The sequence below is a fragment of the Vibrio sp. SCSIO 43009 genome (genome assembly GCF_023716525.1).
Lineage (GTDB): Bacteria > Pseudomonadota > Gammaproteobacteria > Enterobacterales > Vibrionaceae > Vibrio > Vibrio alginolyticus.
In genome coordinates this window covers 421,511-447,128 of sequence record NZ_CP071843.1, presented here as the reverse complement: position 1 = coordinate 447,128, position 25,618 = coordinate 421,511, and the positions used below count along the sequence as shown (strand labels likewise).

The window sequence follows — 25,618 nt, the reverse complement described above, 5'->3', positions numbered from 1 at the left end:
AATTGTTATAGGTATGGTTTAACCCAACTAAGGCCCAGCTGCGTGCTATGCCTTGGGTTGTATTCACAACCGATCCAGCCTTGGTAACCAGAGTCATCCAAAACATTGAATAGGTGTGGGTAATTCAGTTCGCCTTCCGATGGTTCGTGCCTTTCAGGCACAGAAGCAATTTGAATATGGCCTGTGTATGGCGCCACATCGCGAATCAACGTACTCAGATCACCGTCCATAATTTGTGCGTGATAGAGATCGAGCTGCAATTTCACGTTTGGACGAGCCACTTGTTTGATGAGTTCCACCGCTTCACGTTGATGTGCAACGAAGTAGTTCGGTACATCGCGATTGTTGAGTGGCTCAATCATCAGCTCAACACCATGTTCGGCAAACTTATCCGCTGCATAACGAATGTTTGAGATAAAGGTTTCAATATGCTGATCACGAGTGAAGCGTGAATCAACAATGCCAGACATAGCGTGAACCTTTTTACAGTTCAGTGCCTTGGCGTACATCAGCGCAGTCTCGACGCTCGTTTTAAATTCATCCTCACGCCCCGGAATAGCTGCAAAACCTCGTTCACCTGCATCCCAATCACCTGGAGGCATGTTGAATAACGCTTGCTCAAAACCAAACTGCTGTATCTTGCTTGCTAGTTCTTGCGCTTCGAATGCGTATGGGAAAAGGTATTCCACCGCTTTGAAGCCCGCTTGGTGTGCTTTTTCGAAACGATCTAGAAAAGGAACTTCTGTGAATAACATTGTCAGATTTGCCGCGAATTTAGCCATTACTTACCTCTCCCTTTTAGGTCTTGAATCTCAGTATCCGTTAAGTAGCGGATGTTGCTGTCTTTAAGAATGAACGCTAGCTTCGCTGTCTCTTCTAGCTCTTCTGCGTTATCCACTGCATCTTCAAAGTCCGTACCCGTGATCACTGGACCATGGTTCGCCAGGAGGAAAGCTCGGTAGTCACTAGCCCGTTGCGCAAGTTCTTCAGCAATCTGAGGGTCGCCCGGGCGCAGGTACGGAATCACTGGCAGTTCGCCAATGCGCATTACAAAGTAAGGTGTAAAAGCTTTGATGGCATTCTCGCGATCTAGACCTTCAAGACAAGAAAGCGCCGTCAAGTAAGTAGAATGCAGATGCACAATCGCATTACACTTTGAGTTATTTCGATAAATCGCCAGATGAAAAGCGACTTCTTTTGATGGCTTTTCACCAGAGATATGGTTGCCATCAATATCCACAACCGAAAGCTCTTCAGCAATCAAGCGGCCGAACGAAGAACCAGTTGGCGTTGCCAGAAAGTGTCCATTAGGCAGTTTTAGAGAAAGGTTGCCAGCGCCGCCAGTCGCATAGCCACGTTCAAACATAGAGCGCGCCATAGTGACCATTTGCTCTCGCAGTTGTTGTTCTGTCATCAATTCTTTATTCATCACAACCTCACCTATTCAAAAAACGACTGTGCTTTGGCAAAGAAGTGTTCATCGCCGAAGTTGCCCGATTTCAGAGCCAAAGAAAGCTCGCCTTCAAGTGACTTCACCCAAGGTACACCTGGTGCGATTTGAGGACCGATATGAAAACCTTTTACGGCTAGGCTTTGGGTTACAACCCCTGAGGTTTCCCCACCCGCAACGATGAAATTTTTCACACCGTTCTGCTGAAGTTTAACTGCAAGTTGGCTAAAGAATTGTTCAACCGCGTGACTTGAAGCATGCGCGCCAAACTCTTGTTGAATCGCTTTTAACGCCGCTGCATCTGCGGTTGCGTAAACCAGTGGTGCGAACTCGCTTTCGATGTTGGTCATGACCCAATCAAACACTTGATTTAAGTAATCTTCTTCCGTCAGACACGCCTTCACATCAATAGCAAAGTGTGGCGCTTTTTCTTTGTAAACAGCGACCTGTTGGTTGGTCATGACAGAACAAGATCCAGATAACACAACGGTTGGTGCCTTTTTAGGGTTCCCCTCTTGCTTCGCATCACTTTGATCTTCAAGGTTCTCTATCCAGTTCTTAGCAATACCCGCAGCCAAACCAGAACCACCAGTTACCAGTTTTAGAGACTTCGCCGCTTGACCAAGTGTGACAAGATGCTCTGCATTGAATGCATCAACCACTGCATAGCGGTTGCCTTGTACTTTTAGCTCTTCAAAGCGCCCAATTACCGCTTTTGGACCTTGTTCAATTATTTGGAAGTTCACCAGGCCAGATTTGCCTTGAGATTGAGCATCCATCATACGAACTAGGCTTGAATCAGTCATTGGTGTCACAGGGTGATTACGCATACCTGAGTCGCTTAGCAAGTCTTGGAATACAAATAGATGGCCGTTGTAAACTGTGCGACCATTCACTGGTAATGATGGGCATACAATGGTGAACGCTTCACCTAGCTCTGCAAGCAGTGCATCCGTTACAGGACCAATGTTACCTTCTGCTGTGCTGTCAAACGTTGAGCAGTACTTGAAGTAAAACTGCTGACAGCCATTTGCTTGCAGCCACTTAAGCGCCGCTACTGAATCCTCGATTGCCTCATCTACAGGACAAGAGCGAGATTTAAGACTGATCACGACCGCATCTGCGTTTACATCAATCTCTTCTTTTGGAATACCGTTAAGCTGAACTGTGCGCATGCCGTTTTCTACAAGAAAACCTGCGATGTCTGTTGCGCCAGTAAAGTCGTCTGCGATAACGCCTAATAACATCATTTTTTCTCCGTTTTACGTGCGCTTATTTCTGTTTGTTTTCTACACCTGGAAGCTCAATACCATCAAAAATCTTGATAACGGCACTGTCGTCCTCCTGGCCAAAACCAGCATTGCTTGCACTCAAAAACATGTTTAGTGCTGTGCTTGATAGAGGAAGTGGAAATTTGAGATCTTTTGCTGTGTCCGATACGAGGTTTAAATCTTTCACAAAGATGTCGACCATAGATTTAGGGGAGTAATCACCATCAACTACATGCTTCATGCGGTTCTCAAACATCCAAGAGTTACCCGCTGCATTCGTCACCACGTCGTACATCAGGTCAAGAGGAATGTTTGCACGTGCCGCTAATGCCATTGCTTCAGCACCAGCTGCGATATGAACACCTGCTAGCAATTGGTGGATAATCTTCACAGTTGCGCCTAGGCCAATCGCTTCACCGATGTTGTAGACTTTAGCTGCCGTTGCGTTGAGTACTGGTTCAAGTGCATCAAATGTGCTTTGCGCTCCCGACGCCATAATAGTCATCTCACCTAATTCTGCTTTTGCAGCACCACCAGATACCGGTGCATCAAGCATCACAAGATTGTGTTCTGCCAATTTCGCTTCAATTTGTTTTGCGTCTTCTGCTGAGATGGTTGCTGAAACCATTACTGGCGTATTCGGCTTAAGCGCTGTAGCAAGACCGGTCTTGAACAAGACCGTGTTAACTTGAGCTGCGTTCACAACAAGAACTAGAACCGAATCAAGCTTATCTGCAAACTCAACTGCATTTGTAGAAACAGCTTTTGCACCGAATGAACCTAACTCTTCAAGCGCTTGAGAATTTAAATCGAAACCATAGACATCTAGGCCTGCACGCACACATGACTTTGCGGCGCCCATTCCCATAGAGCCTAAACCGATAACACCTACAGATTGAACTTCACTCATAAAAACAATGCCTTCTGGTCTATTAAACTTTGTTAATTCTTGTTTGGTTGGTGTGATTATATGTGAAGATTAATACTAAGACCTCGCTTTGAATCACATTTTTTCACACAAATTAACAATGTCGTGATATATACCTCTTTATGGGCAGAGATATTCCGAGCAGTTAACACAAGCGAAGGCTGTTCTTACAACGTTGAGAACATAATTCACAGATATTCACAACAAATGAAAAGATTGGTAGGATACTGAAAAACAAGAATATAGAAGTGAAACTATGATCCCAGCAGAACGTCAAAGAACCATATTATCCCTGTTATCACATCAAGAAGTGTTAAGCATTTCAGATTTAACCGACCACCTTGGCGTATCACATATGACCATTCGTCGTGATATCGTGAAGCTTGAATCCTCAGGTAAAGTCGTTTCTGTTTCTGGTGGAGTGCAACTCGCTCAAGCTCTACATTCCGAACTTTCCCATGATGCGAAGGTCGAGCAACAAGCGGATGAAAAAATTCAAATTGGTAAGCTGGCGGCTACGTTAATTGGTCAAGACGCTACGATTTACTTGGATGCGGGAACAACCTCTCTAGAAATCGCCCATCAAATAGCAAATCGTAATGATCTTTTAGTGATCACCAATGACTTCTCTATTGCTGCTTTCCTTATGACGCACAGTGAATGTGAGCTTTACCACACTGGGGGAAAAATTGACCGCGAGAACCAATCCACCATTGGTGGAAAAGTCGCAGAGTTCTTGAATGGGCTAAATATTGATATCGCCTTTATTTCGACTTCATCTTGGAGCTTGAAAGGCTTATCAACACCTAATGAAAATAAAGTTCTCGTTAAAAAAGCAATCATCAAGGCGGCACAAACCAATTATCTGATCTCAGACTCAACTAAATACGGTCAGATAGCGAGCTTTCATGCATTAGACATCGAGCAATTGGACGGAATTATTACCGATCGAAACCTATCCGAAGTGGTCACTCAAGAATTAACGGATAAAGGATTACGTGTGTATAAAGAGTAACACTACCTAAACATCTGAGTTCGCGTAACTTTTATACTCGTTAATTTATAGGTGCTTCCAATATACATAGACCGTGCTGTGTACTTTCTGGCAGAAAACACATCCTTTTGTTTTCTAAATTACCAAATTACTTATTACATCTGGATATGGAAGCTCACTTCGCTTTATCGCTGCTCGTCATTTGTCATCAAAAATCAAATTCACCGCAATTGCCATCAAAACTAAACCTGAGATTGGCAGTAAGACACCTAATGGTGAGCGCTCGATATAAGGCAGATTCTCTGCAATCAGTAAGCCCCACTCAGGTTCTGGCGGCTTAACGCCAAGTCCGATAAAACTCAGAGACGTCAGGCTGAGCGTAATGTATGGCAAACGTAGAAACGCGTGACGAATCAATGGCGGCAGTACGTAAGGCAACAAGTAGTAACGGAGTACTTGCCACTGACTGGTTCCCCAAATGGGCGCAAGATGCGTATAAGGCTGCGCTTTGGCTTCCATCAACAAGCTCGCACAGTGCGCCGCTAATGGTGCCCACGACACCATAACAATCGCAATCAAAGCACTGTTTGGGTTCATCCCCGTTAGACCAGCAATCAGCAGACCCGCCACAATGTATGGCACACCTTTGGTGATCTCAATTAAGCCTTGGCTATAACGAGTCACGAAGCCGAGCAGCAAACCAATCACCAAACTTAGGAACGTTGCGATGATGCCCATTTTGATTGTCGACATCATACCGCCGCCAACGCGAGCAAGCAGATCTCGCCCGACCGCATCTGCACCAAACGGGGCAGCTAAGCTTGGCGATTCAAGGCGGGTAAATTGGATGGTGTAAGGATCGCGCATTAACGCCCATCCAGCACAACCAATCAGCAAGACAAAGATTGTGGCACTGACGATACGTTTGGTGGTGCTTTGGGTAAAACGGAACGTGCTGTGACTGCTGATCAACTTGCCACTTGTGACACTGTGCCCGAGTAACCAACGTTGCAATAAGATGCTCGCACTGCTGATTAACATCGAGAACACCAACAACACCAACAAGCCGCCTTGCAGCATCGGCAGATCTTGTGACTTCGCTGCACCTAAGATTAGTCGTCCGATGCCCGGAATGGAAAACACTTGTTCCACAGCAACCGCGCCGCCGGTTAAACCAATCACCGTCATTGCGATTTGAGGAATCAAGTTACTAACGGCACGCCACAAGGCAAAGCGTAAGATTTGAAACTTACTGACGTTTGCCGATAGCCAAGTGATCACCCAAGGCTCATCCAATACACGCTTGAGGCTGTCATTGAGCAAGCGCCCGAACAAACCAGCAGCAGGCAATGCCATTGCCAAACTTGGTAGCCAGAGGTTTTGCACGCCTTGCCAACCATAAGGCGGGAACCAGCCCAACCAAATGGAAAACACCATGATCAGCAACGAAGCAATCACGTATTCAGGCAGTGAGACCAACACCGAACTGAGCGTGTCATGATGTTTGTCTAAACGATTCTGTTGCCAACGACGCACAGTGTAAAGGACGCTCGCCATACACATTACAAATGCCATGCCTAGCGCTGTAAGCATCAGTAATAGCGACGTTTTTGCGGTTTGTTGAACGCTCTCCATCACGGATGCGCCACTCACCCAAGAGACACCTAAGTCACCTTGCATGGCAAGCGTCAACCAATCCCACAGTCGCTCAGCAGCGCTGCGGTCAAGTTGAAGATCTTCTCGAATTGCTTGCAGAGCTTCTGCCGTCAGCAATTGTTGAGCACCCGCACGAGCACGGAGGATTGATTGGCTTGGGTCGATACCTGCAATATCCGGCATCAAACCCACCAGCACAACCACTACCCCGAGTGACAGGAAGCGCGACAAAAAACGCGTAAACCATTCAGGCATACAAGCGCTCCAACGAGAGCGCATGTTGGCAACAGACGACATCGAGTTAGTTCACCTCAGTAAACTGGTCGATCAGGCGACGCTCACGTGGGTCACGTTGTGCATTCTTCACGCGGTCACTCTCACCTTGGATTACACGCTCGTGAAGCAGTGGAATCACAGCGTATTGCTCAAGGATTTTGCTTTCTGCTTCGATGATCGCTTGTTGGCGTTTCTCACCCAAAGGCTGACGATCAGCGTGTTTCAATGCTGCGTCCACTTCTTCAGAGCAGAACTGACCTAGGTTGTAAGAACCTTTACAGCTAAAGTCACTTTGCATGTACGCCACTGGGTCACCAGAATCCAGCACCGTTGCACGTGACAACAAGAACGCATCGAACTTACCTGCTAGTGCATCGTTTTCGATTTGTGCGTATTCACGAACGTCTAGCTCAACCACAAAGCCAGCCGCTTCAAGTTGTTGCTTTAGCAGCACCGCTACTTCTGGCAACTCAGCACGGTCGGTAAATGTACCGATGGTGATCTTCTCACCGTTCGCGTGGCGCATTTCCATGGTTTCCATACGAGGGTTCGCATCACGAATTGGTTGAGCCCATGCCAATGCTGGACCTAACAGACCTTTCGCTGAATCGGCGTGGTTCTCGTAAACCGTTTTGATGATTTGCTCACGGTTAACCGCTTGAGCTGCAGCTTTACGCAAACCGAACTGGCCAAACACGTCTGATTTATTGTTTAGGTAAAGCGTGTTGGTACGCGGCATTGCGACTTCGTGCAGCTGTGAAGATTCCATCATCGCGATTTGCGATACAGGAACCGCTTCAACGACATCCGCCTCACCGGTACGCAGTGCAGCAGCACGAGCAAAACCGTTTGGTACGTATTCAGCAAAGATACTGTCTACTTTTGCTTTTTCACCCCAGTAACCGTCAAAACGCTTCAGTTTTGCGCTGGTTGTCCCGTTGATTTCTGTCAGAACGAATGGACCCGTACCCGCATTGATTGGCACAACACGACCGTTTTCTTGATATGCAGCACCAGAAAGGATCGCTAGCTGTGGGCTAGATAGACGGCTTGACAACAATGGATCGTTAAAGGTCGTTTTGATTTCAACAGTGAAGTCGTCCAATGCGCGAACTTGCCATTCGATACCATCCAAAATGCGTGGCTTAGGTGCGGCATCTAATGCTTTTTGTAGAGAGTTCACAACCGCGTTGGCGTCAAGGTCAGAACCATCGTGGAATTTAACGCCCTTACGTACTGTAAATTGCCACGTCATCGGATCAACTTGTTCCCATTCCGTTGCCAGCATAGGCTCTGCTACCGACTGATCGTTTAGGTTCACTAGCGTTTCTGCTGTGCTCCAACGTGACAGTTTGAACGCGTCATCTGAAAGTGGTGACAAACCTGTGCGTGGTGGTTGCATCATGGCAACGCGAATTTCCGTTGCTTGCGGTGCAGCTGCTTTTTCCGCTTCTGGCTTGCTTTCGCCAGAGTCAAAACAACCCGTCAGCAATGCGCTTAAAGCCAGCGACAAAGCTAACTTGGGAGTACTAAGGTGCATAAGAAACCTCTCCAATGGTTTTTGTGAATTCATTACTTTTGTGTTGAGCGCTCATCAAGGCTCTCGTGATCAAGTGCGATGGGTTATTTGTCACGTTTTGTGCCGTGCCGTGCTCGACAACGCGTCCTTTGTCTAACACTAGGATTTCATCGCATAGGGTTTGTGCCGCATCGAGGTCATGTGTCACCAAAATCAGACGCATATGACGACTCTTTTGAATGCCTGCCAACAGGTCAAGAATCTGTTTACGACTGACGGGGTCTAGGCTGCTGGTTGGCTCATCGGCAACCAACACACAAGGTTCGACAATCAAAGCTCTGGCAATAGCCACACGTTGCGCTTGCCCAACTGATAATTGCTGCGGGTTGCGATCCAGCAATGTGAGATCCAAACCGACATCCGCCAAAACCTTTTCCACCTTCTCGTTAAGCTCTTGCGTCAAACCAATGTTGCTTAACGGCTCCAGTAAGATCTGGCGAACGGTGTAATACGGATTCAAGCTAGACTGCGGCTCTTGCGGAATCAGTTGAATGTGCTGACACAACTCTTGTCGCTGCTTAGCCGAGCTACGCGATAGCGGATAGCCACACACATACACTTCACCAGATGTGGGCTTACGAAGACCGAACAAAAGCTCAATCAAGGTCGATTTACCCGCACCAGAAGGACCAACAATCGCGATGTTCTTTGTGTCGATGGCAAGATCCAATTGTTCGAGCGCTTTAAACGGTTTACCCCCTAACCAACTTGGTTTGGAGTAATAGTGAACACTGGCTTGCTCAAAGCGAACTTCCGCCGATTTAGGCTGCGTGTGCCCGCTCAAGTTGTGCTTAGTCAAAATAGGCTCCAAAGATGAGGTTAAGGCAGCAGTTGCGCAAGTTGTTGGCAGAAAGGATGCGAACTTTGCTGAATGGCTTGCCATGGTTCGCCATAAGCCACCATGGTGTTGTCCGCAATCACCAAGACTTTGTCACACGCCAAAGCCGCAGACAGATCGTGCGTGATCAACAAACCACTGATGTTGCGTTGCTGAACACTACTGCGAAACAACTCAAGGATCTCCGCTTCGGTGATTGGATCGAGCGCACTGGTGGGCTCATCAGCGATGATCAAGTTGGCACTACCAAGCAACGCAATCGCAATACAAATACGCTGGCGCTGACCACCAGATAACTGGCTTGGATGCTGCGCTAATGCTGCTTTTGGATCCGCAAATCCGAGTTGAGACAACAAGGTCGTCACCGTTTCTCGGTTTGCTGAAGACAAGCGTGTTTTGTTGCCCGTCAATGCCAAACACAGTTGTTGTTCGACAGACGCCAATGGGTTCAGCGCTTTGAGTGCATCTTGGAAAATGACCGCGGGGCGCTGCGGTCGACTACGTTGCAGCATGGCAGTTTGTGAGACTTCACTGCTGTTAAGCTGGATACTTCCGTCTACCCAAATATCAGACGGCAAAAATCCTGCGACGGCTTTCGACAACATGGATTTACCAATGCCGGAAGGTCCCATAATGGCAAGAACTTCACCTTGAAACAGCTCAAAAGAAATGTCTTTGAAGAGTGTGCGTTCTGAGTCTGTAAGGCTGAGATTATTAACGGAGAGTATTGGTTGAGAAATCACGGCATAAAACTAAATGTAATAATATAACATCACAAATAATATCATGCGGGTTAAAGCAAGGAAACCAGTCGGAAAGGTTATTTCATCACCTTTTTCAGATTTATCAACAAGGGCAGATGACTCCACCCTTGTTATAAGAACATCTAAATTAGGTCGTTTGTGACAGTTTGAATTGCTGACACTTTTGTTTGACTTGTTCGAGGTATGGGAACAAGAAGACAAAGCGCCCAACGTAGAACAAAGTGAATGCCAGCCATAAACCGTGGTTGCCCCAATATTGCACCGCAATAAATTGAGTCACTAAGAACAACACCATGGTTAGAAAGGTAGAGTTACGCACTGGTCGCGTCGTCCCTGTACCGGTAAAGATGCCGTAAAACGTAAGACCAAAACCAGCAACCAACGGGAATGCCAATAACCAAGGGCTCATGTCTAGATACAGTTCAACAAGGTTTGGCAAGGTGGTAAACAACATCACCACTTGGTGTTTGAACAGCACTAACAGCAAGGTCAAGACAACAACGAACGCCGCGGTCCATTGCGTGTTTAGCTTAATCACGTTATCAAGCAATGTCGGATTCTTCTGGCCTACCGCTTTACCTGCAAAGACGCTCGACGCGTTCGCTACACCGTCGAACATGTAGCTGACGATAAAGGTCACTTGCATCATGATTGCGTTCGCAGCAAGCACATCAGAACCAAGCTGAGAGCCTACACGCGCCATCATGTTGAAGAACACCAATAGACACACAGTACGAAGCAGCAGATCCATATTGGAAGACGCGATAACTTTAAGATCTTTACGCGTCATTTTTGCGGTCTGAATGTAATCAAACAGCGGGAAGCGACAGGTTTTCAACACAAGCACCGCACCAATAACAAACGTCGAAATTTGCGCGATAAGTGTCGCCACCGCAACGCCAGCAATGCCCATATCGAAGTACAACACAAAGACGATATCCAGCACGATGTTCAACACGTTACCAAACACTTGCGTGAACAAGGTTTCTTTGGCTTTCGCCTGCCCCATCAACCAACCAATCACGGTGTAGTTCAGAAGTACAAATGGCGCACCAAAGATCATGATATCGAAGTAAATCTTAGCGTTTTCGGCCACGACTGCATCAGGGGAGATAATCAGCTCTGCCCCCATCCAAATCACGGACTGCAACGCAATAAAAATCAAGCCAAGGCAGAGCGAAAGCACGAAAGGACGGAATAAGCTACTCGCTTGATCTTCTGGGCTATTTTTACCTAATGCGATTGCACTTTGCCCGGTAGTGCTGACGCGGAAAAAGCCAAACAGCCAATACAAAGTATTCATGATGACGGTGCCGATCGCCACACCACCAATCATCTCTGCCACACCGAGTTTACCGATCACCGCGGTGTCCACCGCCCCCAATAATGGTTGGGTAACAGTAGAAACAATGAAAGGAAATGCGATTTTAAAATAGTCTTTATGAGTCAGGGACATCTTAAATTATGAACGGGGTTAATTTTTATAAGGTCGCTATCATATGCGAATGGCGCCCGAACATGAACCAAAGTTCGCCAGCAAGGAATAGCATTGATAATTGATACAACCAGCCAACGTATTCTCATACCAAAGCTTGAAATAGGATAACGACTTATGAGAAAAGCCAAGTTAACTGCATATAAATGAGTTTCTAGTTTGGAAAGATTGGCGTTTGGTGGAGCATGGCAGATCAGAATGTATCTGCCATGTCATAACGGTAGTGATTGGTGAAAAGAGACCGTACAGATGATATTTAATGCTTGTGGGTTTCATCTGACAATGTTTAGGTCGATACCAAGCCTTATGTTCTATAAAGCACCTTTACAACATGCCAACCGAACTTGGTTTTAACTAAATGCGGCGTTAACACTTCGCCAGAAAAGCACACTTTGTCGAATTGAGGTACCATTTGACCACGGCGGAATTCACCAAGGTCACCACCGCGTTTGCCTGACGGGCAAGTTGAATACTTCTTCGCTAACGTCTGAAACTTTGCGCCTTTTTTCAGTTGCTTGATTATGTCTTCCGCTTGCTCTTTGTGCTTCACAAGAATATGTAATGCGGCTGCTGTATTTGCCATTGATCTATCTCTCACTATTCTGGTCGCGCAAGTGTACCCAATCCTTTTTAACAGACCAAACATTTCTTAATAATAGCTCAGCGGTAAAGGCCCAAATACACGAGGAATATAAAATCGTCTACATAATGAGTTTAAAATACAAACAAGTTTTGCTCAGTTAATCACTATTCTCTAAAAGATTGTCTAAAAAGCTCACATTTGTCTCTCCGATGGTTGAAGCCTTCGTCTGATAAGATTAGATTAGACACAATTCGGTGGTATTTATAAGGTTATTTTCATGGCAAAAGTCGTTAGCAAAGCGAATCAATCTCAGGGCATGTTGATGTTTAAGCTCACCCTGCAACAGAGTTTCGCTATCGGTACGCTAAAAGTCCGTGAAATCGTCCCGTACATGCCAACGACAAAGATCCCTTACTCGCATCATCACGTCATTGGAACCGTTACGATACGTAACTTAACAGTACCAGTGATCGATATGTCAGCGGCTGTTGGCTTTCGTCCTATAAGTGAAGAAGAATATAAAAGCTGCTACTTGATCGTGACAGATTGCTTGCGAACCGTGGTAGCTTTTATGGTTCGTAGTATAGAGAAGATCATTGAGTGCGATTGGAAAGCTATTGAAACGCCACCTCCGAGCGCTGGAAAAAATATTTTCGTGACTGGAATTACTCGCTACGAGGACAAAACTGTTCAAATGCTGGATGTGGAGCTGCTACTTTCCAAAATTTATCCGCAGTACGAGAATTCAAAGATCCCAATGCTGACAGATATTGAGCGAGAACGCCTAAAAGCACTCAGTATTCTATTGGTGGATGACTCTTCCATCGCTCGTAAACAGCTGTGTGACGCACTCGATAGCATCAATATTGGGTATCAAATCTGTAAAAATGGTTTAGATGCATTGGAACTGATGAAAAGTGACGCTGCGGCTCATCGCCCAATTGATATTCTGGTCAGCGATATTGAAATGCCCGGATTAGACGGTTATGAATTAGCATTTGAAGTTCAGAATAATTCCTCTCTGAACCATTCATACCGCATTTTACATACATCGTTATCGAGCGAAATCTGTGTAGACAGAGCTCACCAAGTTGGCGCGCATGAGGCACTTGAGAAATTCAATGCAGGAGAACTAATCGAAGCGATGCTTCGCGGAGCAAAAGAGCTAGAAGCCAAAGCTATGACTTCTTAACTCTTATTGGACGAGTTGATTTGAGAATATAATGCAGTACTTGTCCTATCCCTGATGCTCACATCCGCTAATTTCTCAGCTCACTTCTTTGGCATCGCGTAACTACGAGAAACGAATTCCGTCTCTTTGACTTGGTGAGCATGATTAATATAAGAAGCTAGGCTGTAAAGTACATTCGCTAATAAGTTCGCGTAACGAAACAAAATAGGTGCGGGCTGCTTCTTACCTGTATGTTCAACGGCAACTAATGCTCGTACCGTTTTTTTAGCTTGGCAACGGCACAAATGCAATTGACTGGCTGCCGGGTGCCCTCCGGGTAGAACAAAGCCTTTGAAGCCGCCATCAATACGTTGCTTGAGCAAAGCATAATCGGCCTTTAACTCTTCAACTTCCGTCTCTGTAATCGCTAATTTTCCGCGAACCGAACCATTTAGATGATAAACATTAGGCTGCATTCTTGTCAGTATATCGCGGCTAAACTCGTCCAACTCCATAGCGAGAACAAGGCCAATACGACTACAAAGTTCATCTGCTGTAATTTCAAAGTCACAAACCGGACTGTCCTCGTAAATAAACGGATAGCAAATCTCGCTCAATTCCTTGCTTACAGGTTTCATGCTTTTGTTCCAATATAAAAAAGGGAGTCAGTATAACCTAACTCCCTTTAAACGTTCATTATGCCAAATGATCGACATTCATATGATCGGTTTACAATCAGGCACTTTCGACTTTCTTGTGACCTTCTTGAAGGTGAACAAAATCGACTAAATCATCACCAGACACTTGATACGCCTGACCAAAACCTTTAACAAATAGCCCCGATTCTGGCTTTAAGTTGAACAAAACGAAATCCTCTAGCTGGCTTAGACCATCAATAATCTCACCAAAACGCTCTTTCATTTGTTCAACAACTTGTTGCCACATCTCTGTGTCTCGCTCAACTACATTTGCTACCGCATCAAAAGTTAAGCGCTTACGAGCAAACAGCTGCTTTGAAGACTCTTCATCTTCGATCATCATCAATGAAACATTTGGATTTTCTAAAAGGTTACGGGCATGACGAGCGATTTTAGAAATGAGAACGAAATAACCTTCCTGGTTTTGGACATAAGGCGCGTAGCTTACATTCGGGCGACCTTCTGCATCGACAGTTGCAAGCTGAAGTGTACGGCGCTCCTGACGAAACTCTTTGATCTCTGGCCCTAAACGACCTTGCAAACGCTCTTGTTTAACTTGTTGATCCATATTGATACCTGACTTTACTAATTAGTATTCGAGTTAAGCCTCGATTATGTTTGTGATTACTTTTTTAATTCGGCTTGTAGGGCGCGAAATGAGGTTACTTGCTCTTCAATCAACTCGCGCTTTTCGTTACGGCCTAAATAAACCTTGAAAATATTGCTTCCGCACTCCGAGAAAAAACCAAAATAGTGACTCTCTCTACCCATAAACGGTTTACTGACTAATGCGACATTTTTAACGTTATCTAATTTAAGGTGGCCGTGTAGTTCACCTTCTCTACCCATTAAATTGTAATAGCCACGCGCCACTTTTCCTTTTGGAAACGGCGCTTTAACTTCAAAGATAGAACCAAAAGAGTGGACGATGGTCGTCACCGGGCCAAAACCAACCAAACTTTCTAGGATGCTTTGCGCTTGCTCTCCTGGTGCAATAGCCACCATTTCCTGAGGTAGAGCCGCAACAACCTCAAACTCGGAAATGCCAAGACGCTCTGCCATCGCAGCTGGCAATAATTGTGGTTCTTGCTCTAGTAATACTTCAACTTGTTGCTTGATTGATTCCATTGTGTCTTCCGTTTTTGTTCAATTTGTTTTCATTAATTATTGGATGCTTTCGGTACGGTTTCGTTCATCTCTGATGTGAGTACCTGAATACAACTTTGAGCCAATGACACTGCCCAGAAGCTGCCTGCAAGAGTAAGGACTGCGCTACGTTCATGTAGTTGTACTAAGCCTTTCGCTTGCCACACTTTAAATAGAGGCAATAAAAACCCGAACGCGCCCTCTCCCATAAATGATGGAAGTTGATTTGCTTGAACAATGCCACAGTCAAACGCAGATTTGAGTGCAGAAAAAAGCGGTTCTAGAGGGCTTTGCTTCATCATCATCGCGATGGTGCTTTGACCTTCGTTGACCGCTTTAATATAGGTCTCTAGTGTGCGGTGTTGCATCATCCCGTAGCCACCGATATTACCTCCAGCACCACAGCCAATTGGCAATACCTCTGCATAAGTCTTGGCTAAACTATTGTATAAACTACGCTCGCGGTTATCGATTGCCCAATGGTTCACGCTAAGTTGCTTCATATGGTGTTTGGCCATAAAGTTCACACCGAGCTCGTACATTCCCGCTTTTTCTGGTGTGGTCGCAGGTAGCGGGATTTTTCCCTTTTCTACGAGGTTGAGCATGGGAGCGGACCCACCAACCACTAACTGATACAAATCCAGTCCGTGTGCACCAGTCGAGAGGAAATCATTTAAATCTTGCTCTAACACTTCTTTGGTTTGATAAGGTAAGCCATAGAGTAAATCGATAATGACCGGAATTTTGTCTTCTTTGGCGATCTCGCTCACTCGTTTGAGGACATCTTCCCTATCATCTAAACGTTTTGCGCTGCGGCGCACTTGTGTATTAAAACTTTGCACACCAAAAGAGAAACGATTAAAACCACCCTCTAAAGCGCCTTGATACAACTCATCAGAAAAACGATTGATGCGACCTTCTAAGGTGATTTCGCAGTCTGCAGCCAAAGGAAAGTGGTCTCGGATAGCCTGGCCTAACACACGAACCTGTACTGGAGATAAATCCGTTGGCGTTCCGCCCCCGATATATACGGCGTGAAAAATACCATTTTGTGTCCAAGGTAATGCCGCTTTCTCTCTAAGCTCCTGCATTAATGCTTCAAAGTACTCATCAACCAGTTTGCGACTTGCAGCATTTTGAAAGAAGTTACAAAAAGTGCAACGAACGCGACAAAACGGAACATGAATATAAAGACAGCGTTTATTGGTCGCTTTAATTGAGTTAGCCGTAATACTCGAAAAAATCGCCTGTTGTTGAGACGAGGGCACAGGTACGCTCGCTCCCCCGGCATGTGCAGAATGCTTCTTAACAAAAGCAAATCGCAATGGATCAGGACTATCACTGCCCAACACTGATTCATCAAGCTTATCGATATCGACGCTCATATATACTCGCTTAACTCCCATCATGTAAGGGATGGAAGCTGATCTTAAAAATTCTGCAAGAATCATAATTTGAGCGTAATGATAATGCAATTGATAATTGATCTTATTTCCATTGTAAGTAATAATCTGCCCAAGTTTTCATAGTTTCCCGAGATATTCCGTGAACGTACAAAGATATGTCATTGCAGGAGGTGCTTCCCTTGCCATCCATGCCGCACTTCTTTTTGTTTCTCAAGAGACAAAGGTGTTCGCGATGCCGGCTGGAAACCCAGCAAGTTCGGTAAGTCTAAATCTTGTGTCTGCTCCTCCCGCTGTCGAAAAATCTACACCAGAAAATGTAGCACCACCAAAAGAGCAGCAGCCTCAAGACCAACCTGAACCAGAAAAGAAGATTGTAAAAAAACAGGTCGTCAAGAAAGACGCTGTTAAGAAGAAGGTAGTAGAGAAAAAACCTGAACCGGTTAAACAATCTAAACCTAAAGCGGTCGAGCCCACCAAAACCGTAACAAAGCAAAAGGTTCAGCCCGAAGCGAAACCAAAGAAAAAAACGGAACCAGTGAAGAAAGAGACGGTAGCTCAACAATCCGCACCTGCGAGCCAATCCAAAGGGGCAACGTCTCAGCCTGTCTTGGTCGACAAACCAACGTTTGTGAGTCAACCAACACAACCCCGTTACCCAAGGTCTGCACAAAGACGCGGTATTGAAGGTGTAGCCTTGTATGAGATATGGCTAGATGAGAATGGTAACCAGATTAAACAGGTTTTGATTGAGTCTTCCGGCACAGAGTCGCTAGATGCCTCAGCACTTCGTGCGATCAAACAGTGGCAATTTACACCACATATTTCAGGTGGGCTAAAAGTCGCTCACCGAGTACAAGTACCTGTTCGTTTTAAGTTGGATGGATAATGGAACAACTACAAGAATTACAAACTCAATTTGGGCTGATGACATGGCCTTTGATCATTTGCTCAGCTCTAACCGTGATGATCATCGCCGAGCGATTATTCCATGTGTTAATTAGCCTTGGTGTAGGAAAGCGAGCCATTCGCCAAAAGCTCACAGGATTAGACCCAACAAATGGGAGCGAACTTGAAGCACTTGCTGAAGAGTTGTCGAATAAGCGGCCGCTTCTGTACCGTGGTGTTGCGATGTTGCTTGCTCATCATTCTTTCTCGAAATCTTTAAGAGAAGATGCCGCAGGTATTTGGCTGCAAGAAAAACGCCATCAGTTGCATTCCGGCCTTCGTTTGCTGACGCTGATTGGCGTCATCAGCCCTTTAATTGGCTTGCTTGGTACGGTACTTGGCTTAATTGACATGTTTAAAGGCATCGCGGTTTCAACGGGGAATATCACTCCGAATGATTTGGCTGACGGCCTAGGTCTTGCTATGCGCACCACTGCCGCGGGTCTCATTATCGCACTTCCTGCCATTTCAGGAGCGCAGATCATTGGTTTGTGGGCGGATCGTGTAATCGCCAAGCTTGAGCACACTTTAAACTACGTCAACTTATGGCTTGAAGGTATCTCGTTACAGCATGTCTCGCCAGACCACTCAAAAGTAACACTGCGCTCTTCTGAGAAGATTGAGGCAGCAACTAAATGATTAAAACACCACAAGATAATAGTCGTAACGGTTTAACCCCCGATTTAACACCGCTGTTAGACATTATTTTTATCGTCATGGTTTTCCTGATGTTAACCGCAGCGGTCAAACTCGATTCATTAGACGTCAATTTACCGAGCACAGAATCTCAGGCTGTTGCAGATGTCGATAAGCAATCCATCACGGTAAATATTCTTAAAGACGAGCCTTACTGGGCTATTAACGGCAAGACATATATCGATTGGGACAACTTTACCCTCGCGCTGTTAGAAGAGAGTAAGTCAAGCGATAAACCGATTGTAATTGGAGCAGAAAAAACCGCGAATATTCAGTCGCTAGTACAACTTCTCGGCTTTTTACAAGAAAACGGAATTCAAGCAACTCAGTTACTCACTGAAGAGCCATCATAAAAATAAGTAAGATAGAGATCCTTTCAAAATGAAGAACACACGCATCACTATTCATGCTGTTGTCACGGCAGCTATTTCCCTACTTGCGAGTAGTCAACTTTTTGCCAATGCAACGCCATCCTCAGAGCGCGTTGTTAGCGCAGGCAGCGCCGTCACTGAACTCTTGCTTGAACTCGACGCTAAAGATAGCTTGGTTGCTATCGACGTCACCAGTCAATTACCAAAAGGGATGGAACTGCCTAAAGTGGGCTACCATCGTCGTCTTTCAGCGGAGGGGTTGCTCGCCTTACGTCCGACAAAAGTCATTGGTTCTGATGAGATGGGGCCGAAAACAACATTGAGCCAATTGAAATCGGCTGGCGTAGATGTAGAAATTGTTAATACTGATGCAAATGTCGAGGGCCTTTATCAACGTATTGATCAAATTGCGAACCTTATGGATCGCAAGGCTCAAGCTGAAAGCTTAAAGCAAGATGTCCAGGCGCAAGTACAAGCACTCAATGCAAACCAGCCTAATCAAGCAAAGAAAAAGAAAGTGCTCTTTCTGCTGATCCATGAAGGGCGACCTGCAAATGTTGCGGGCTCACAAACGACACCCGATGCAATTATTCAACTCGCCGGCGGACAAAACCCAGCCGCTACACAACTCTCGTCTTACAAGCCTCTATCCACAGAAGCGATGGTAGAGATGCAGCCTGACGTGATTATTGTTAGTGGTCGCAGCTATGAAACGTTGGGTGGTGCCGATGCAATTTTAAAAGCAATGCCGCTTCTTGCTGCAACACCCGCTGGAAAGAACAAAGACATCATAACGATTGATGGCCATGCTCTGGTAGGTGGTTTGGGCCTTAAAAGCCTTGCAGAAGCTAAACGCTTGAATGCACTGCTTTACCCATAGAGACATGACATGTTGTTAAGACGCATCCCCCTTTCAACGACGTTATCAGTGCTTAGTGGATTTTTAGCATTTATTGCTATCGCCTCTATTACCGTTGGCCCAATGAACATTAGCTTTGCTGACAGTTTGCGTAGCCTAACGGGAGGCAGTTCTGATCTCGCTCCTCACATTCAGTTGGTCATTAACGAAATCCGATTGCCTCGCACCATTTTGTGTATGTTCATCGGCGCCATTTTGGCAATTTGTGGTGTGGTTATGCAGGGCTTGTTCCGTAACCCATTAGCCGAGCCTGGTATCATTGGTGTGTCTGCTGGCGCTGCTCTTGGTGGTGCATTCGCTATTGTTGTATTTGCTGAATTTAGCCAAAACTATCCGCAACTAATGAACTTAGCGGCTCTGCCTCTTTTTGCTTTCCTTGGCGGTGCACTAACGACTATTCTCGTTTATAAACTCGGCACAAGTAAGTTTGGTACCTCAGTTACAATTATGTTGTTAGCCGGCGTTGCCATCAGCGCGCTCTCGGGGGCTGCGATTGGCTACATGAACTTTATCGCAGATGATCAGATGCTGCGAGATTTGACGCTTTGGTCGATGGGCTCATTAGCTGGTGCAAATTGGTCAGGGATTGCTCTATCTGCTATAACACTCGTCATCCTATTGCTCTGGTTTCAGAAGAAGTCGATGGCGCTGAATGCTCTGTTGTTAGGGGAATCAGAAGCAAGACACTTAGGAGTTCCGGTTCAAAAACTCAAACGTCAGCTTATTTTACTTTCTGCACTGGGTGTTGGTATTACGGTGAGCATCAGTGGTGCAATTGGCTTTATTGGGCTCGTGATTCCTCACTTAGGGCGCATGCTCGCTGGGCCTGACCATCGAACGCTATTACCAATATCTGCCTTAATGGGAGCACTGCTTCTTACTGCCGCAGATATGTTTGCTCGTGTTGCCGTGGCACCAGCTGAATTACCAGTTGGAATCGTGACCGCATTGATTGGCGCGCCCTTTTTCATCTACTTATTGTTCCAGCAAAAAGGGAAGATTTTGTAATGAACCAGATCGTTTTATCGGGGAAAAACATTTCGATGACGTATGGCAACCGTGTGGTGCTCGATGACATCAACATTGATATCCGAGCTGGTGAAGTGACCGCCCTACTCGGCCCCAATGGCGCAGGTAAAAGTACTTTACTCAAGCTTCTATGCGGTGAGATCTCTTCGAATCATCACATCACCTACTTCGGTAAACAAAAGCATGATTGGGAGCCTGAAAAAAGCGCCAAACATATTGCAATGCTCCCGCAGCACAGCACCTTAACCTTCCCATTTCTAGCCAGAGAAGTAGTAGAGCTGGGGGCAATACCGCTATCACTGTCCAATAAAGAAACCACTAAACTGGCTTTACATTACATGGAACAAACCGACGTATTGCATTTAGCAGAAAGCCTGTACCCGTCTTTATCTGGTGGAGAAAAGCAACGACTGCATCTAGCACGAGTGATGACACAACTACATCAATCTGGCGAAAAACGAATCTTAATGCTTGATGAACCTACCTCAGCGTTGGATCTCGCCCATCAACACAACACGTTAAAAATTGCTCGTGAAACGGCAAAAGCACAGAACGCTGCGGTGGTTGTGGTGTTACATGACTTGAATCTAGCCTCTCAGTACGCAGACCGCCTTGTGCTCTTGCATAACGGGAAACTAGTTTGTGATGACACGCCATGGAATGCACTAACGTCAGAGCGCATTGAGCAAGTTTATGGCTATCGCTCTATTGTGACAAAACATCCGACGCTAGACTTCCCTCAAGTGCATGCCGCAGCATAAAGCGTATCTCCTCTAAGCCGTCTCTAAAACACTTTGATACGACAAAGGCCCGCAATATGAGAATTGCGGGCCTTTGCTTTGATAGTGGCAGAATTTGGGGCTTTAAAGGCTATTACTTGCTCATTTGGATCAATGATCGACCAATCAACCACTCAAGCTCTTTGTCACCACCCGCACCAAACTGGCTTTCAACCATTTTGTATAAGCGGTCAATACCATTAGCAGCAAATTCTTGCGCATTTTCAGCGGTGACAATGTGATGGAATAGCAGTCGTAAAATCGCGAGAAACTCAGCATCTTCCAGCGCTTTAATCCAACTTTGTGAAAATGCATTTAATCCTTTATCAAACTCTAAGTGTTCAATAAACATTTTAAAGATACGGCCATCCAGTGCGGCGGTGAAGTCCGTTTTCTTAGGGAAGTGATGGCTAATACCGGTACGCGATATACCTGTCTGCTGGCTTAGCGTCGTGTACGACATTTTGTCGTAACCTAATCTGAGTAGCTGATCAATAACGGCATCCATGATCTTTTGGATAGTGATTTCGGTATCTTCTTTACTACGCTTTGGCATATTTTAAGCTCTTCTCTTTGTAAATCCATCTAACTCACTATTAAATGAGGCCAGAATGAAATCATTCTTAGCATTATACCCGGCTCGCCGATGCGGTTCGATTAGCGAAAACCTAGAAATCAGGTTGCTAAGCGCTGCACTTGAAAGCGCTTTGGGTATATGTATTGCGACTATTTAATATCATGTCGAGTTCCAAACCATAACGTCTTTACACTGCGTAATGTGTAATTTTCAGTTATGTTTTTGTCAATACATGCTACTCAAAATAAGGCGAAAAGTTAGTCTCATCAAAACCTTGCGCCAATTATTCATCGAAACTATTCAAAGACCAAGAATGATAATTATTAAAAATAATCAATCAAGAAATAGTCTTATAAATTAACCATTAGTTCAACTGGACTGAGCAAAATCTCGTCACTATGTTCGTTAATTGATTTTAAATGTTGATATATATCACATTAACGTTCTTGATGATTTAGTAATCCAATCTTTAACCCTTACTTAACAAGTGCCTATTCTGTTCCTTTTTTACGCAAAAGTCGTCATTTTTGTAGATACAGATCAAATACCTGATAGAATACCCTTAGTATTTACAAGAGGATTCGTTATGAGTGTCGAATTAGAAAAAAACCAAGTATGTGAGGCCTGCGGCTGTGCTGGCGAGATAGGCTTTATCATCAAAGAAGGTGACGAAGTTGCCGACGTAACGGTTTTCGCACAGACAAAAACAGAGCTAGAGTCTGAACTACAAAAATACATCGAGCTCGCTAAATCAGTATGTGCTGATGTTGAATACAATGTTTCAGAAATAACCGAAGAATCGAACCAAGCGACGGCTCGATTCAAATTTGAAGTAAGTGCTGAAAAACTTATCTTTGAATTAAAAACTCGCTCACTCGCGCGTTAGTAAATTACCACCTTCTAAAGAAGGTGGCTTTGTGTGAGCCCCCTAAAAGGGGGCCTTTGTTTAGTCCAGCGCCAATTGCTGCTGCTCTACTCGCTCTTGCTTCTCTTGATGTCTTACATATCGGCGTATTGTTTCTTCATTGATTCCAACACTATCGACAAAATAGCCTCTTTGCCAAAAGTGATTACCCCAAAGCCTATTCTTCCTAAGGTGAGGAAACTTGCTAAATAGCTTTAAGGCTATTTTGCCTTTCAATACCCCCATCAACTTGGATATCGAAAGCTTTGGTGGGACCTTTACAACTAAATGTACGTGGTCAACTTGTACGTTTAGCTCTACGACTTCACATCCAAGTTGATTACAGTAAACATAAATACATCGATAAACTTCTTTACCTATATTGTTCTTCAAGATCCTAAATCGATACTTTGGCGTCCACACTATATGGTATTGACAACGCCAAAATACGTGGGATGCTTGATTGTATCTACTCATGTTATTTGTCCTCTTTGACTTCTGGAAAAATCAAAGACGCATTTAGCATGAGTAGTTTTACAGGCAAAGCCGAAACGGATGATAACCACCTACTGAAGTAGGTGGTTTAGGGCTGAAAATGAAAAAAGCGAGCATGATGCTCGCTTTTTATTTTTCCAATCTCTTAATCTTAAACCGCTCTAAATGAAACAGACAACTTCGGCGCGTTTATTTATCTTTTTTGAACACGACCCACTTTAACGAGCCATTGGTTTCAAAATCGTTCTCAGCGGTACACATCAGTAATACGCCTTCAACATTAATCACGGCCCCTGTGGTGTAGGCTTTATCATCGTAGTAACAGATACGCTGACCTACCTTACCGTCAGCAACTATTAGCGCTTTGTTTTCTGGTGTACTGTATGATTTAGCAAAAACGGAACCCGACAGCAGTACTGCAAAAACACCAGCGGTAAAAATAGATACACTTTTTAACTTCATGAAAATCTCCCTCAAACCTCAATAATACTAACAAGGACCCTTGTGAAGTTCTTGGAAGAATCTCATATTATTCAAATATCTACTGATATTTTTCTCACCTCTACACTTGGGTCTGCTTCACATTCAATCATTTAATTTATCTCATTTTAGTAAGCTTGAAGTTACTTAGCTCAGTAAAGAAGCGCACACTTTTAACGTGTATCTCTAATTTGAATATTTAAGTTATGAATCAAAAACTGTGAGCAAAAAATGCATAATAGGTTTATTTAAGTATAAGATAAGCACCTGTTGATCTCGGTATTTAACTAACTCTTTGACTATGCGTTTTGTTTCCCTATGCCTTACTTCAATCCTGCTCTGCTCGTCTCCTTTAGCATATGAGCTAGATTACTATTCTAAGTTTGGTCACATCGATAATTACGGCAATCTTGATCTTAGAAACAAGCCTTACACCCAACTACCCTCTGGCCTAGTGGTAAAGGGCAACTTAAACATCTCACAAACCCCTATCAAAACCTTGCCCAAAGGGCTTGATGTTGAAGGCAGTCTGGAAGCAACTAACAGCGCACTCAAAGTTATTCGCTCAGGAACAAAGATAAAAGGCTATGCAAACCTACTAGGTAGTAAGATCGAAAACTGGCCTAAAGGCATCAAACTAGGCGGTTACCTAAATCTGACAGATACACCGTTAAAAGCGCTTCCAGCTAAACTTCGAGTAAAAGGTGATCTAAGTGTTATTCGCACTCCCATTTCTGATCTTCCTGAAGGATTAGTGGTTGATGGTAATCTCTATATTGGAGGATCAGCGCTGAAAGTATTTCCAGACACAATGACGGTGAAAGGGAATATCTATTTAGGTGGTAACAGAATCACCAAATGGCCCAGCAGTTTAACCCTTGGTGGCGCCGTCGCACCTTAAAGAGCAGATAAACAAAAGCCCCGTCAGACCGAGGCTTTAAGGCATTCTGAATCAACGAGTTCAGTGACGAAGATTACTCTTGGTTATTCACAGGATTAGCATAGCTCGCCACCAAATAAGGTCTTGCGCCTTCAGGTAGCTGATCCAACTTATCCGCGAGATGACGCTTAACCGCTTCCGTAATGATGCTCGAATCTTCATGCCCAGCAGCTAACAAGTTGATTGGGTACAACTTGTAGTTGTTGTGAATTTGGCGGTCGATTTCACCAGCAAGAGATTCCGGCGTTTCAAACTCTTGCTCAATCACATCACCAAACGCAACATGTACACGGCCTTTATAGCCAACGATACCTTGAATGATGCTTTCGATATCTTCAAATTCGCCTTTTTCATAGCGGCCATTTTCTGCTTTTTCGTACAGCTCTTTTGCTTTGGCAATGTCACATGGATCATTTTCATAGGAAATCGAGACAGGAACGATTTTCAGAGAACGCGTGTACTCACCAAAGCTGATCTTTTGTTTACGACCTTCAACATGGAACATTTTTAAAATCGCAGGATCAGTAAAGTCGTTTCCATCTTTAGCACGGCCTTCCTTTTGGGCAATCCAAATTGAATTGCCAGTATCAAGCGAATGTTTGATATAGCTTGAAAGTTGTCCCAATGCTTTCATCATTTCTCTAGGCGCTTTAGCAGAGCGCTTAACGATGAAGCTCTTATTGAGTCGCATCAATTCTGTCGCACATGGCTTCTTCAGCAGGTTATCGCCAATCGCTATACGAACTGTACGGTGCCCACTTTGGTACAAGCCATAATTTACGAGCGCAGGGTCCATCGCAATATCACGGTGGTTAGAAACGAATAGGTATGACGTGTTTTTATCCAGCTTATCCAAACCAGAAAAAGTGACGCCATCCGTTGTCTTATTCAATGTATCTTTCAGATACTTCTTCACTTCAATCTGAATTGCTTCGACAGAATCAAGCTTGCTCCACTTGGCTTTCAGGTAGATGCGCAGGATCGGGCTCATTAGCGTTTTGAACCACGCTGCTTTATTAGCAAAGCGATGTTCTAGGATAGCAGTGATAAATTCATCATCTTGGATTAGACGATCCAGCGCTGCTGGAATTTCTTCGTCGTTGTAAGGACGAATTTCAATATAAGGATCGGTATTGGCTGTCATTGTTCATTACATATCAAAAAAAGCTGGCACATTTTACGCATAGTTTTGCTGACAAGCAGCATTTCAACCCATACTTTTAACATG

General features: G+C 44.7%; 28 protein-coding genes. 10 read left to right on the top strand and 18 right to left on the bottom strand.

Features of this window, described 5'->3' with window-relative positions:
- Positions 1-5: 5 nt before the first annotated feature.
- From otnI to ltnD, 4 genes are read right to left on the bottom strand one after another with little or no spacing between them, the layout of a single operon-like run.
- Positions 6-782, bottom strand: a complete 777-nt coding sequence (otnI, locus tag J4N43_RS17690; protein WP_005375365.1) for a 2-oxo-tetronate isomerase — start codon at positions 780-782, stop codon at positions 6-8.
- The gene (otnC, locus tag J4N43_RS17685) at positions 782-1,429 is read right to left on the bottom strand and encodes a 3-oxo-tetronate 4-phosphate decarboxylase (protein ID WP_005385078.1); all 648 of its coding nucleotides are present in this window, start codon (positions 1,427-1,429) and stop codon (positions 782-784) included. Before otnC ends, otnI begins: the two co-directional genes overlap by 1 nt.
- A gap of 11 nt (positions 1,430-1,440) precedes the next feature.
- On the bottom strand, positions 1,441-2,697 hold the full coding sequence (otnK, locus tag J4N43_RS17680) for a 3-oxo-tetronate kinase (RefSeq protein ID WP_005375358.1): 1,257 nt from the start codon (positions 2,695-2,697) through the stop codon (positions 1,441-1,443).
- A 25-nt stretch (positions 2,698-2,722) separates the two neighbouring features.
- A complete protein-coding gene (gene ltnD / locus J4N43_RS17675; RefSeq protein ID WP_005375356.1) occupies positions 2,723-3,631 on the bottom strand; it encodes an L-threonate dehydrogenase in 909 nt (302 codons plus the stop codon).
- 274 nt (positions 3,632-3,905) lie between these two features.
- On the opposite strand from ltnD, the gene J4N43_RS17670 reads away from it, so the two are divergent.
- Positions 3,906-4,664, top strand: a complete 759-nt coding sequence (locus tag J4N43_RS17670) for a DeoR/GlpR family DNA-binding transcription regulator (protein ID WP_005375354.1) — start codon at positions 3,906-3,908, stop codon at positions 4,662-4,664.
- A 177-nt stretch (positions 4,665-4,841) separates the two neighbouring features.
- Here J4N43_RS17670 and J4N43_RS17665 read toward each other — a convergent pair whose 3' ends face one another.
- From J4N43_RS17665 to ppiC, 6 genes are all read right to left on the bottom strand, one after another.
- A complete protein-coding gene (locus J4N43_RS17665) occupies positions 4,842-6,596 on the bottom strand; it encodes an ABC transporter permease subunit (protein WP_158159412.1) in 1,755 nt (584 codons plus the stop codon).
- A gap of 4 nt (positions 6,597-6,600) precedes the next feature.
- Entirely contained in the window at positions 6,601-8,115 is a 1,515-nt protein-coding gene (locus J4N43_RS17660; protein WP_158159413.1) for an ABC transporter substrate-binding protein, read from the bottom strand.
- Positions 8,105-8,953, bottom strand: coding sequence for an ABC transporter ATP-binding protein (locus J4N43_RS17655; protein ID WP_053350531.1), 849 nt, complete (start codon positions 8,951-8,953; stop codon positions 8,105-8,107). Before J4N43_RS17655 ends, J4N43_RS17660 begins: the two co-directional genes overlap by 11 nt.
- 20 nt (positions 8,954-8,973) lie before the next feature.
- Positions 8,974-9,735 (bottom strand): ATP-binding cassette domain-containing protein, encoded by a 762-nt coding sequence (locus J4N43_RS17650; RefSeq protein WP_080996863.1) that lies wholly within the window; start codon positions 9,733-9,735, stop codon positions 8,974-8,976.
- A 148-nt stretch (positions 9,736-9,883) separates the two neighbouring features.
- The gene (locus J4N43_RS17645; protein ID WP_053350532.1) at positions 9,884-11,212 is read right to left on the bottom strand and encodes an MATE family efflux transporter; all 1,329 of its coding nucleotides are present in this window, start codon (positions 11,210-11,212) and stop codon (positions 9,884-9,886) included.
- A gap of 343 nt (positions 11,213-11,555) precedes the next feature.
- Complete coding sequence (gene ppiC, locus J4N43_RS17640; protein ID WP_080276970.1) at positions 11,556-11,897, bottom strand: peptidylprolyl isomerase PpiC; 342 nt, start codon at positions 11,895-11,897, stop codon at positions 11,556-11,558.
- A 214-nt stretch (positions 11,898-12,111) separates the two neighbouring features.
- On the opposite strand from ppiC, the gene J4N43_RS17635 reads away from it, so the two are divergent.
- On the top strand, positions 12,112-13,026 hold the full coding sequence (locus J4N43_RS17635) for a chemotaxis protein (protein ID WP_005385059.1): 915 nt from the start codon (positions 12,112-12,114) through the stop codon (positions 13,024-13,026).
- Between the two features lie 80 nt (positions 13,027-13,106).
- Here the strand turns inward: J4N43_RS17635 and J4N43_RS17630 are convergent, their stop codons facing one another.
- From J4N43_RS17630 to hutW, 4 genes are all read right to left on the bottom strand, one after another.
- The gene (locus J4N43_RS17630) at positions 13,107-13,643 is read right to left on the bottom strand and encodes an ATP:cob(I)alamin adenosyltransferase (protein WP_005375333.1); all 537 of its coding nucleotides are present in this window, start codon (positions 13,641-13,643) and stop codon (positions 13,107-13,109) included.
- Positions 13,644-13,740: 97 nt separating this feature from the next.
- Positions 13,741-14,271: a heme utilization protein HutZ gene (gene hutZ / locus J4N43_RS17625; protein WP_017635270.1), complete on the bottom strand. Its 531-nt coding sequence runs from the start codon at positions 14,269-14,271 to the stop codon at positions 13,741-13,743.
- A 56-nt stretch (positions 14,272-14,327) separates the two neighbouring features.
- Positions 14,328-14,831 (bottom strand): heme utilization cystosolic carrier protein HutX, encoded by a 504-nt coding sequence (gene hutX / locus J4N43_RS17620; protein WP_053350533.1) that lies wholly within the window; start codon positions 14,829-14,831, stop codon positions 14,328-14,330.
- 32 nt (positions 14,832-14,863) lie between these two features.
- Positions 14,864-16,234, bottom strand: coding sequence for a heme anaerobic degradation radical SAM methyltransferase ChuW/HutW (gene hutW, locus J4N43_RS17615; protein ID WP_062730920.1), 1,371 nt, complete (start codon positions 16,232-16,234; stop codon positions 14,864-14,866).
- A gap of 160 nt (positions 16,235-16,394) precedes the next feature.
- Here hutW and J4N43_RS17610 point away from each other — a divergent pair, with 160 nt between their 5' ends.
- From J4N43_RS17610 to J4N43_RS17585, 6 genes are read left to right on the top strand one after another with little or no spacing between them, the layout of a single operon-like run.
- Positions 16,395-17,141, top strand: a complete 747-nt coding sequence (locus J4N43_RS17610) for an energy transducer TonB (RefSeq protein ID WP_064354554.1) — start codon at positions 16,395-16,397, stop codon at positions 17,139-17,141.
- Positions 17,141-17,839, top strand: a complete 699-nt coding sequence (locus J4N43_RS17605) for a MotA/TolQ/ExbB proton channel family protein (protein ID WP_005375324.1) — start codon at positions 17,141-17,143, stop codon at positions 17,837-17,839. The genes J4N43_RS17610 and J4N43_RS17605 overlap by 1 nt, the downstream gene beginning before the upstream one ends.
- On the top strand, positions 17,836-18,249 hold the full coding sequence (locus J4N43_RS17600; protein ID WP_053350535.1) for an ExbD/TolR family protein: 414 nt from the start codon (positions 17,836-17,838) through the stop codon (positions 18,247-18,249). Before J4N43_RS17605 ends, J4N43_RS17600 begins: the two co-directional genes overlap by 4 nt.
- 28 nt (positions 18,250-18,277) lie before the next feature.
- The gene (locus J4N43_RS17595; RefSeq protein WP_053350536.1) at positions 18,278-19,147 is read left to right on the top strand and encodes a heme/hemin ABC transporter substrate-binding protein; all 870 of its coding nucleotides are present in this window, start codon (positions 18,278-18,280) and stop codon (positions 19,145-19,147) included.
- 9 nt (positions 19,148-19,156) lie between these two features.
- Positions 19,157-20,194, top strand: coding sequence for a FecCD family ABC transporter permease (locus J4N43_RS17590; protein ID WP_053350537.1), 1,038 nt, complete (start codon positions 19,157-19,159; stop codon positions 20,192-20,194).
- Positions 20,194-20,976, top strand: a complete 783-nt coding sequence (locus J4N43_RS17585; RefSeq protein WP_005385036.1) for a heme ABC transporter ATP-binding protein — start codon at positions 20,194-20,196, stop codon at positions 20,974-20,976. Before J4N43_RS17590 ends, J4N43_RS17585 begins: the two co-directional genes overlap by 1 nt.
- A gap of 112 nt (positions 20,977-21,088) precedes the next feature.
- On the opposite strand, the gene J4N43_RS17580 is transcribed toward J4N43_RS17585, so the two are convergent.
- Positions 21,089-21,550: a TetR/AcrR family transcriptional regulator gene (locus J4N43_RS17580; protein WP_005385033.1), complete on the bottom strand. Its 462-nt coding sequence runs from the start codon at positions 21,548-21,550 to the stop codon at positions 21,089-21,091.
- A gap of 607 nt (positions 21,551-22,157) precedes the next feature.
- Between J4N43_RS17580 and J4N43_RS17575 the strand changes: the two genes are divergently transcribed.
- Entirely contained in the window at positions 22,158-22,457 is a 300-nt protein-coding gene (locus J4N43_RS17575) for a YfcZ/YiiS family protein (protein ID WP_005375307.1), read from the top strand.
- A 60-nt stretch (positions 22,458-22,517) separates the two neighbouring features.
- Here the strand turns inward: J4N43_RS17575 and tnpA are convergent, their stop codons facing one another.
- Both tnpA and J4N43_RS17565 read right to left on the bottom strand, forming a co-directional pair.
- Positions 22,518-22,952 carry an IS200/IS605 family transposase gene (gene tnpA / locus J4N43_RS17570; RefSeq protein WP_062730726.1) on the bottom strand — a complete coding sequence of 145 codons (435 nt, stop codon included), beginning with the start codon at positions 22,950-22,952 and terminating at the stop codon, positions 22,518-22,520.
- Between the two features lie 207 nt (positions 22,953-23,159).
- The gene (locus J4N43_RS17565) at positions 23,160-23,432 is read right to left on the bottom strand and encodes a YnjH family protein (protein ID WP_005375306.1); all 273 of its coding nucleotides are present in this window, start codon (positions 23,430-23,432) and stop codon (positions 23,160-23,162) included.
- Positions 23,433-23,751: 319 nt separating this feature from the next.
- On the opposite strand from J4N43_RS17565, the gene J4N43_RS17560 reads away from it, so the two are divergent.
- A complete protein-coding gene (locus J4N43_RS17560; protein WP_053350091.1) occupies positions 23,752-24,351 on the top strand; it encodes a leucine-rich repeat domain-containing protein in 600 nt (199 codons plus the stop codon).
- A 73-nt stretch (positions 24,352-24,424) separates the two neighbouring features.
- On the opposite strand, the gene J4N43_RS17555 is transcribed toward J4N43_RS17560, so the two are convergent.
- The gene (locus tag J4N43_RS17555; protein WP_053350090.1) at positions 24,425-25,534 is read right to left on the bottom strand and encodes a 1-acyl-sn-glycerol-3-phosphate acyltransferase; all 1,110 of its coding nucleotides are present in this window, start codon (positions 25,532-25,534) and stop codon (positions 24,425-24,427) included.
- Positions 25,535-25,618 lie beyond the last annotated feature (84 nt).

Excerpts from the sequence above, each read along its gene's own strand:
- otnI (WP_005375365.1), bottom strand. The coding sequence starts at position 782 with ATGGCTAAATTCGCGGCAAATCTGACAATGTTATTCACAGAAGTTCCT.
- otnC (WP_005385078.1), bottom strand. The coding sequence starts at position 1,429 with ATGAATAAAGAATTGATGACAGAACAACAACTGCGAGAGCAAATGGTC.
- otnK (WP_005375358.1), bottom strand. The coding sequence starts at position 2,697 with ATGTTATTAGGCGTTATCGCAGACGACTTTACTGGCGCAACAGACATC.
- ltnD (WP_005375356.1), bottom strand. The coding sequence starts at position 3,631 with ATGAGTGAAGTTCAATCTGTAGGTGTTATCGGTTTAGGCTCTATGGGA.
- J4N43_RS17670 (WP_005375354.1), top strand. The coding sequence starts at position 3,906 with ATGATCCCAGCAGAACGTCAAAGAACCATATTATCCCTGTTATCACAT.
- J4N43_RS17665 (WP_158159412.1), bottom strand. The coding sequence starts at position 6,596 with ATGTCGTCTGTTGCCAACATGCGCTCTCGTTGGAGCGCTTGTATGCCT.
- J4N43_RS17660 (WP_158159413.1), bottom strand. The coding sequence starts at position 8,115 with ATGCACCTTAGTACTCCCAAGTTAGCTTTGTCGCTGGCTTTAAGCGCA.
- J4N43_RS17645 (WP_053350532.1), bottom strand. The coding sequence starts at position 11,212 with ATGTCCCTGACTCATAAAGACTATTTTAAAATCGCATTTCCTTTCATT.
- ppiC (WP_080276970.1), bottom strand. The coding sequence starts at position 11,897 with ATGTTTGGTCTGTTAAAAAGGATTGGGTACACTTGCGCGACCAGAATA.
- J4N43_RS17635 (WP_005385059.1), top strand. The coding sequence starts at position 12,112 with ATGGCAAAAGTCGTTAGCAAAGCGAATCAATCTCAGGGCATGTTGATG.
- J4N43_RS17630 (WP_005375333.1), bottom strand. The coding sequence starts at position 13,643 with ATGAAACCTGTAAGCAAGGAATTGAGCGAGATTTGCTATCCGTTTATT.
- hutZ (WP_017635270.1), bottom strand. The coding sequence starts at position 14,271 with ATGGATCAACAAGTTAAACAAGAGCGTTTGCAAGGTCGTTTAGGGCCA.
- hutX (WP_053350533.1), bottom strand. The coding sequence starts at position 14,831 with ATGGAATCAATCAAGCAACAAGTTGAAGTATTACTAGAGCAAGAACCA.
- hutW (WP_062730920.1), bottom strand. The coding sequence starts at position 16,234 with ATGAGCGTCGATATCGATAAGCTTGATGAATCAGTGTTGGGCAGTGAT.
- J4N43_RS17605 (WP_005375324.1), top strand. The coding sequence starts at position 17,141 with ATGGAACAACTACAAGAATTACAAACTCAATTTGGGCTGATGACATGG.
- J4N43_RS17600 (WP_053350535.1), top strand. The coding sequence starts at position 17,836 with ATGATTAAAACACCACAAGATAATAGTCGTAACGGTTTAACCCCCGAT.
- J4N43_RS17595 (WP_053350536.1), top strand. The coding sequence starts at position 18,278 with ATGAAGAACACACGCATCACTATTCATGCTGTTGTCACGGCAGCTATT.
- J4N43_RS17590 (WP_053350537.1), top strand. The coding sequence starts at position 19,157 with ATGTTGTTAAGACGCATCCCCCTTTCAACGACGTTATCAGTGCTTAGT.
- J4N43_RS17585 (WP_005385036.1), top strand. The coding sequence starts at position 20,194 with ATGAACCAGATCGTTTTATCGGGGAAAAACATTTCGATGACGTATGGC.
- J4N43_RS17580 (WP_005385033.1), bottom strand. The coding sequence starts at position 21,550 with ATGCCAAAGCGTAGTAAAGAAGATACCGAAATCACTATCCAAAAGATC.
- J4N43_RS17575 (WP_005375307.1), top strand. The coding sequence starts at position 22,158 with ATGAGTGTCGAATTAGAAAAAAACCAAGTATGTGAGGCCTGCGGCTGT.
- tnpA (WP_062730726.1), bottom strand. The coding sequence starts at position 22,952 with ATGAGTAGATACAATCAAGCATCCCACGTATTTTGGCGTTGTCAATAC.
- J4N43_RS17565 (WP_005375306.1), bottom strand. The coding sequence starts at position 23,432 with ATGAAGTTAAAAAGTGTATCTATTTTTACCGCTGGTGTTTTTGCAGTA.
- J4N43_RS17560 (WP_053350091.1), top strand. The coding sequence starts at position 23,752 with ATGCGTTTTGTTTCCCTATGCCTTACTTCAATCCTGCTCTGCTCGTCT.
- J4N43_RS17555 (WP_053350090.1), bottom strand. The coding sequence starts at position 25,534 with ATGACAGCCAATACCGATCCTTATATTGAAATTCGTCCTTACAACGAC.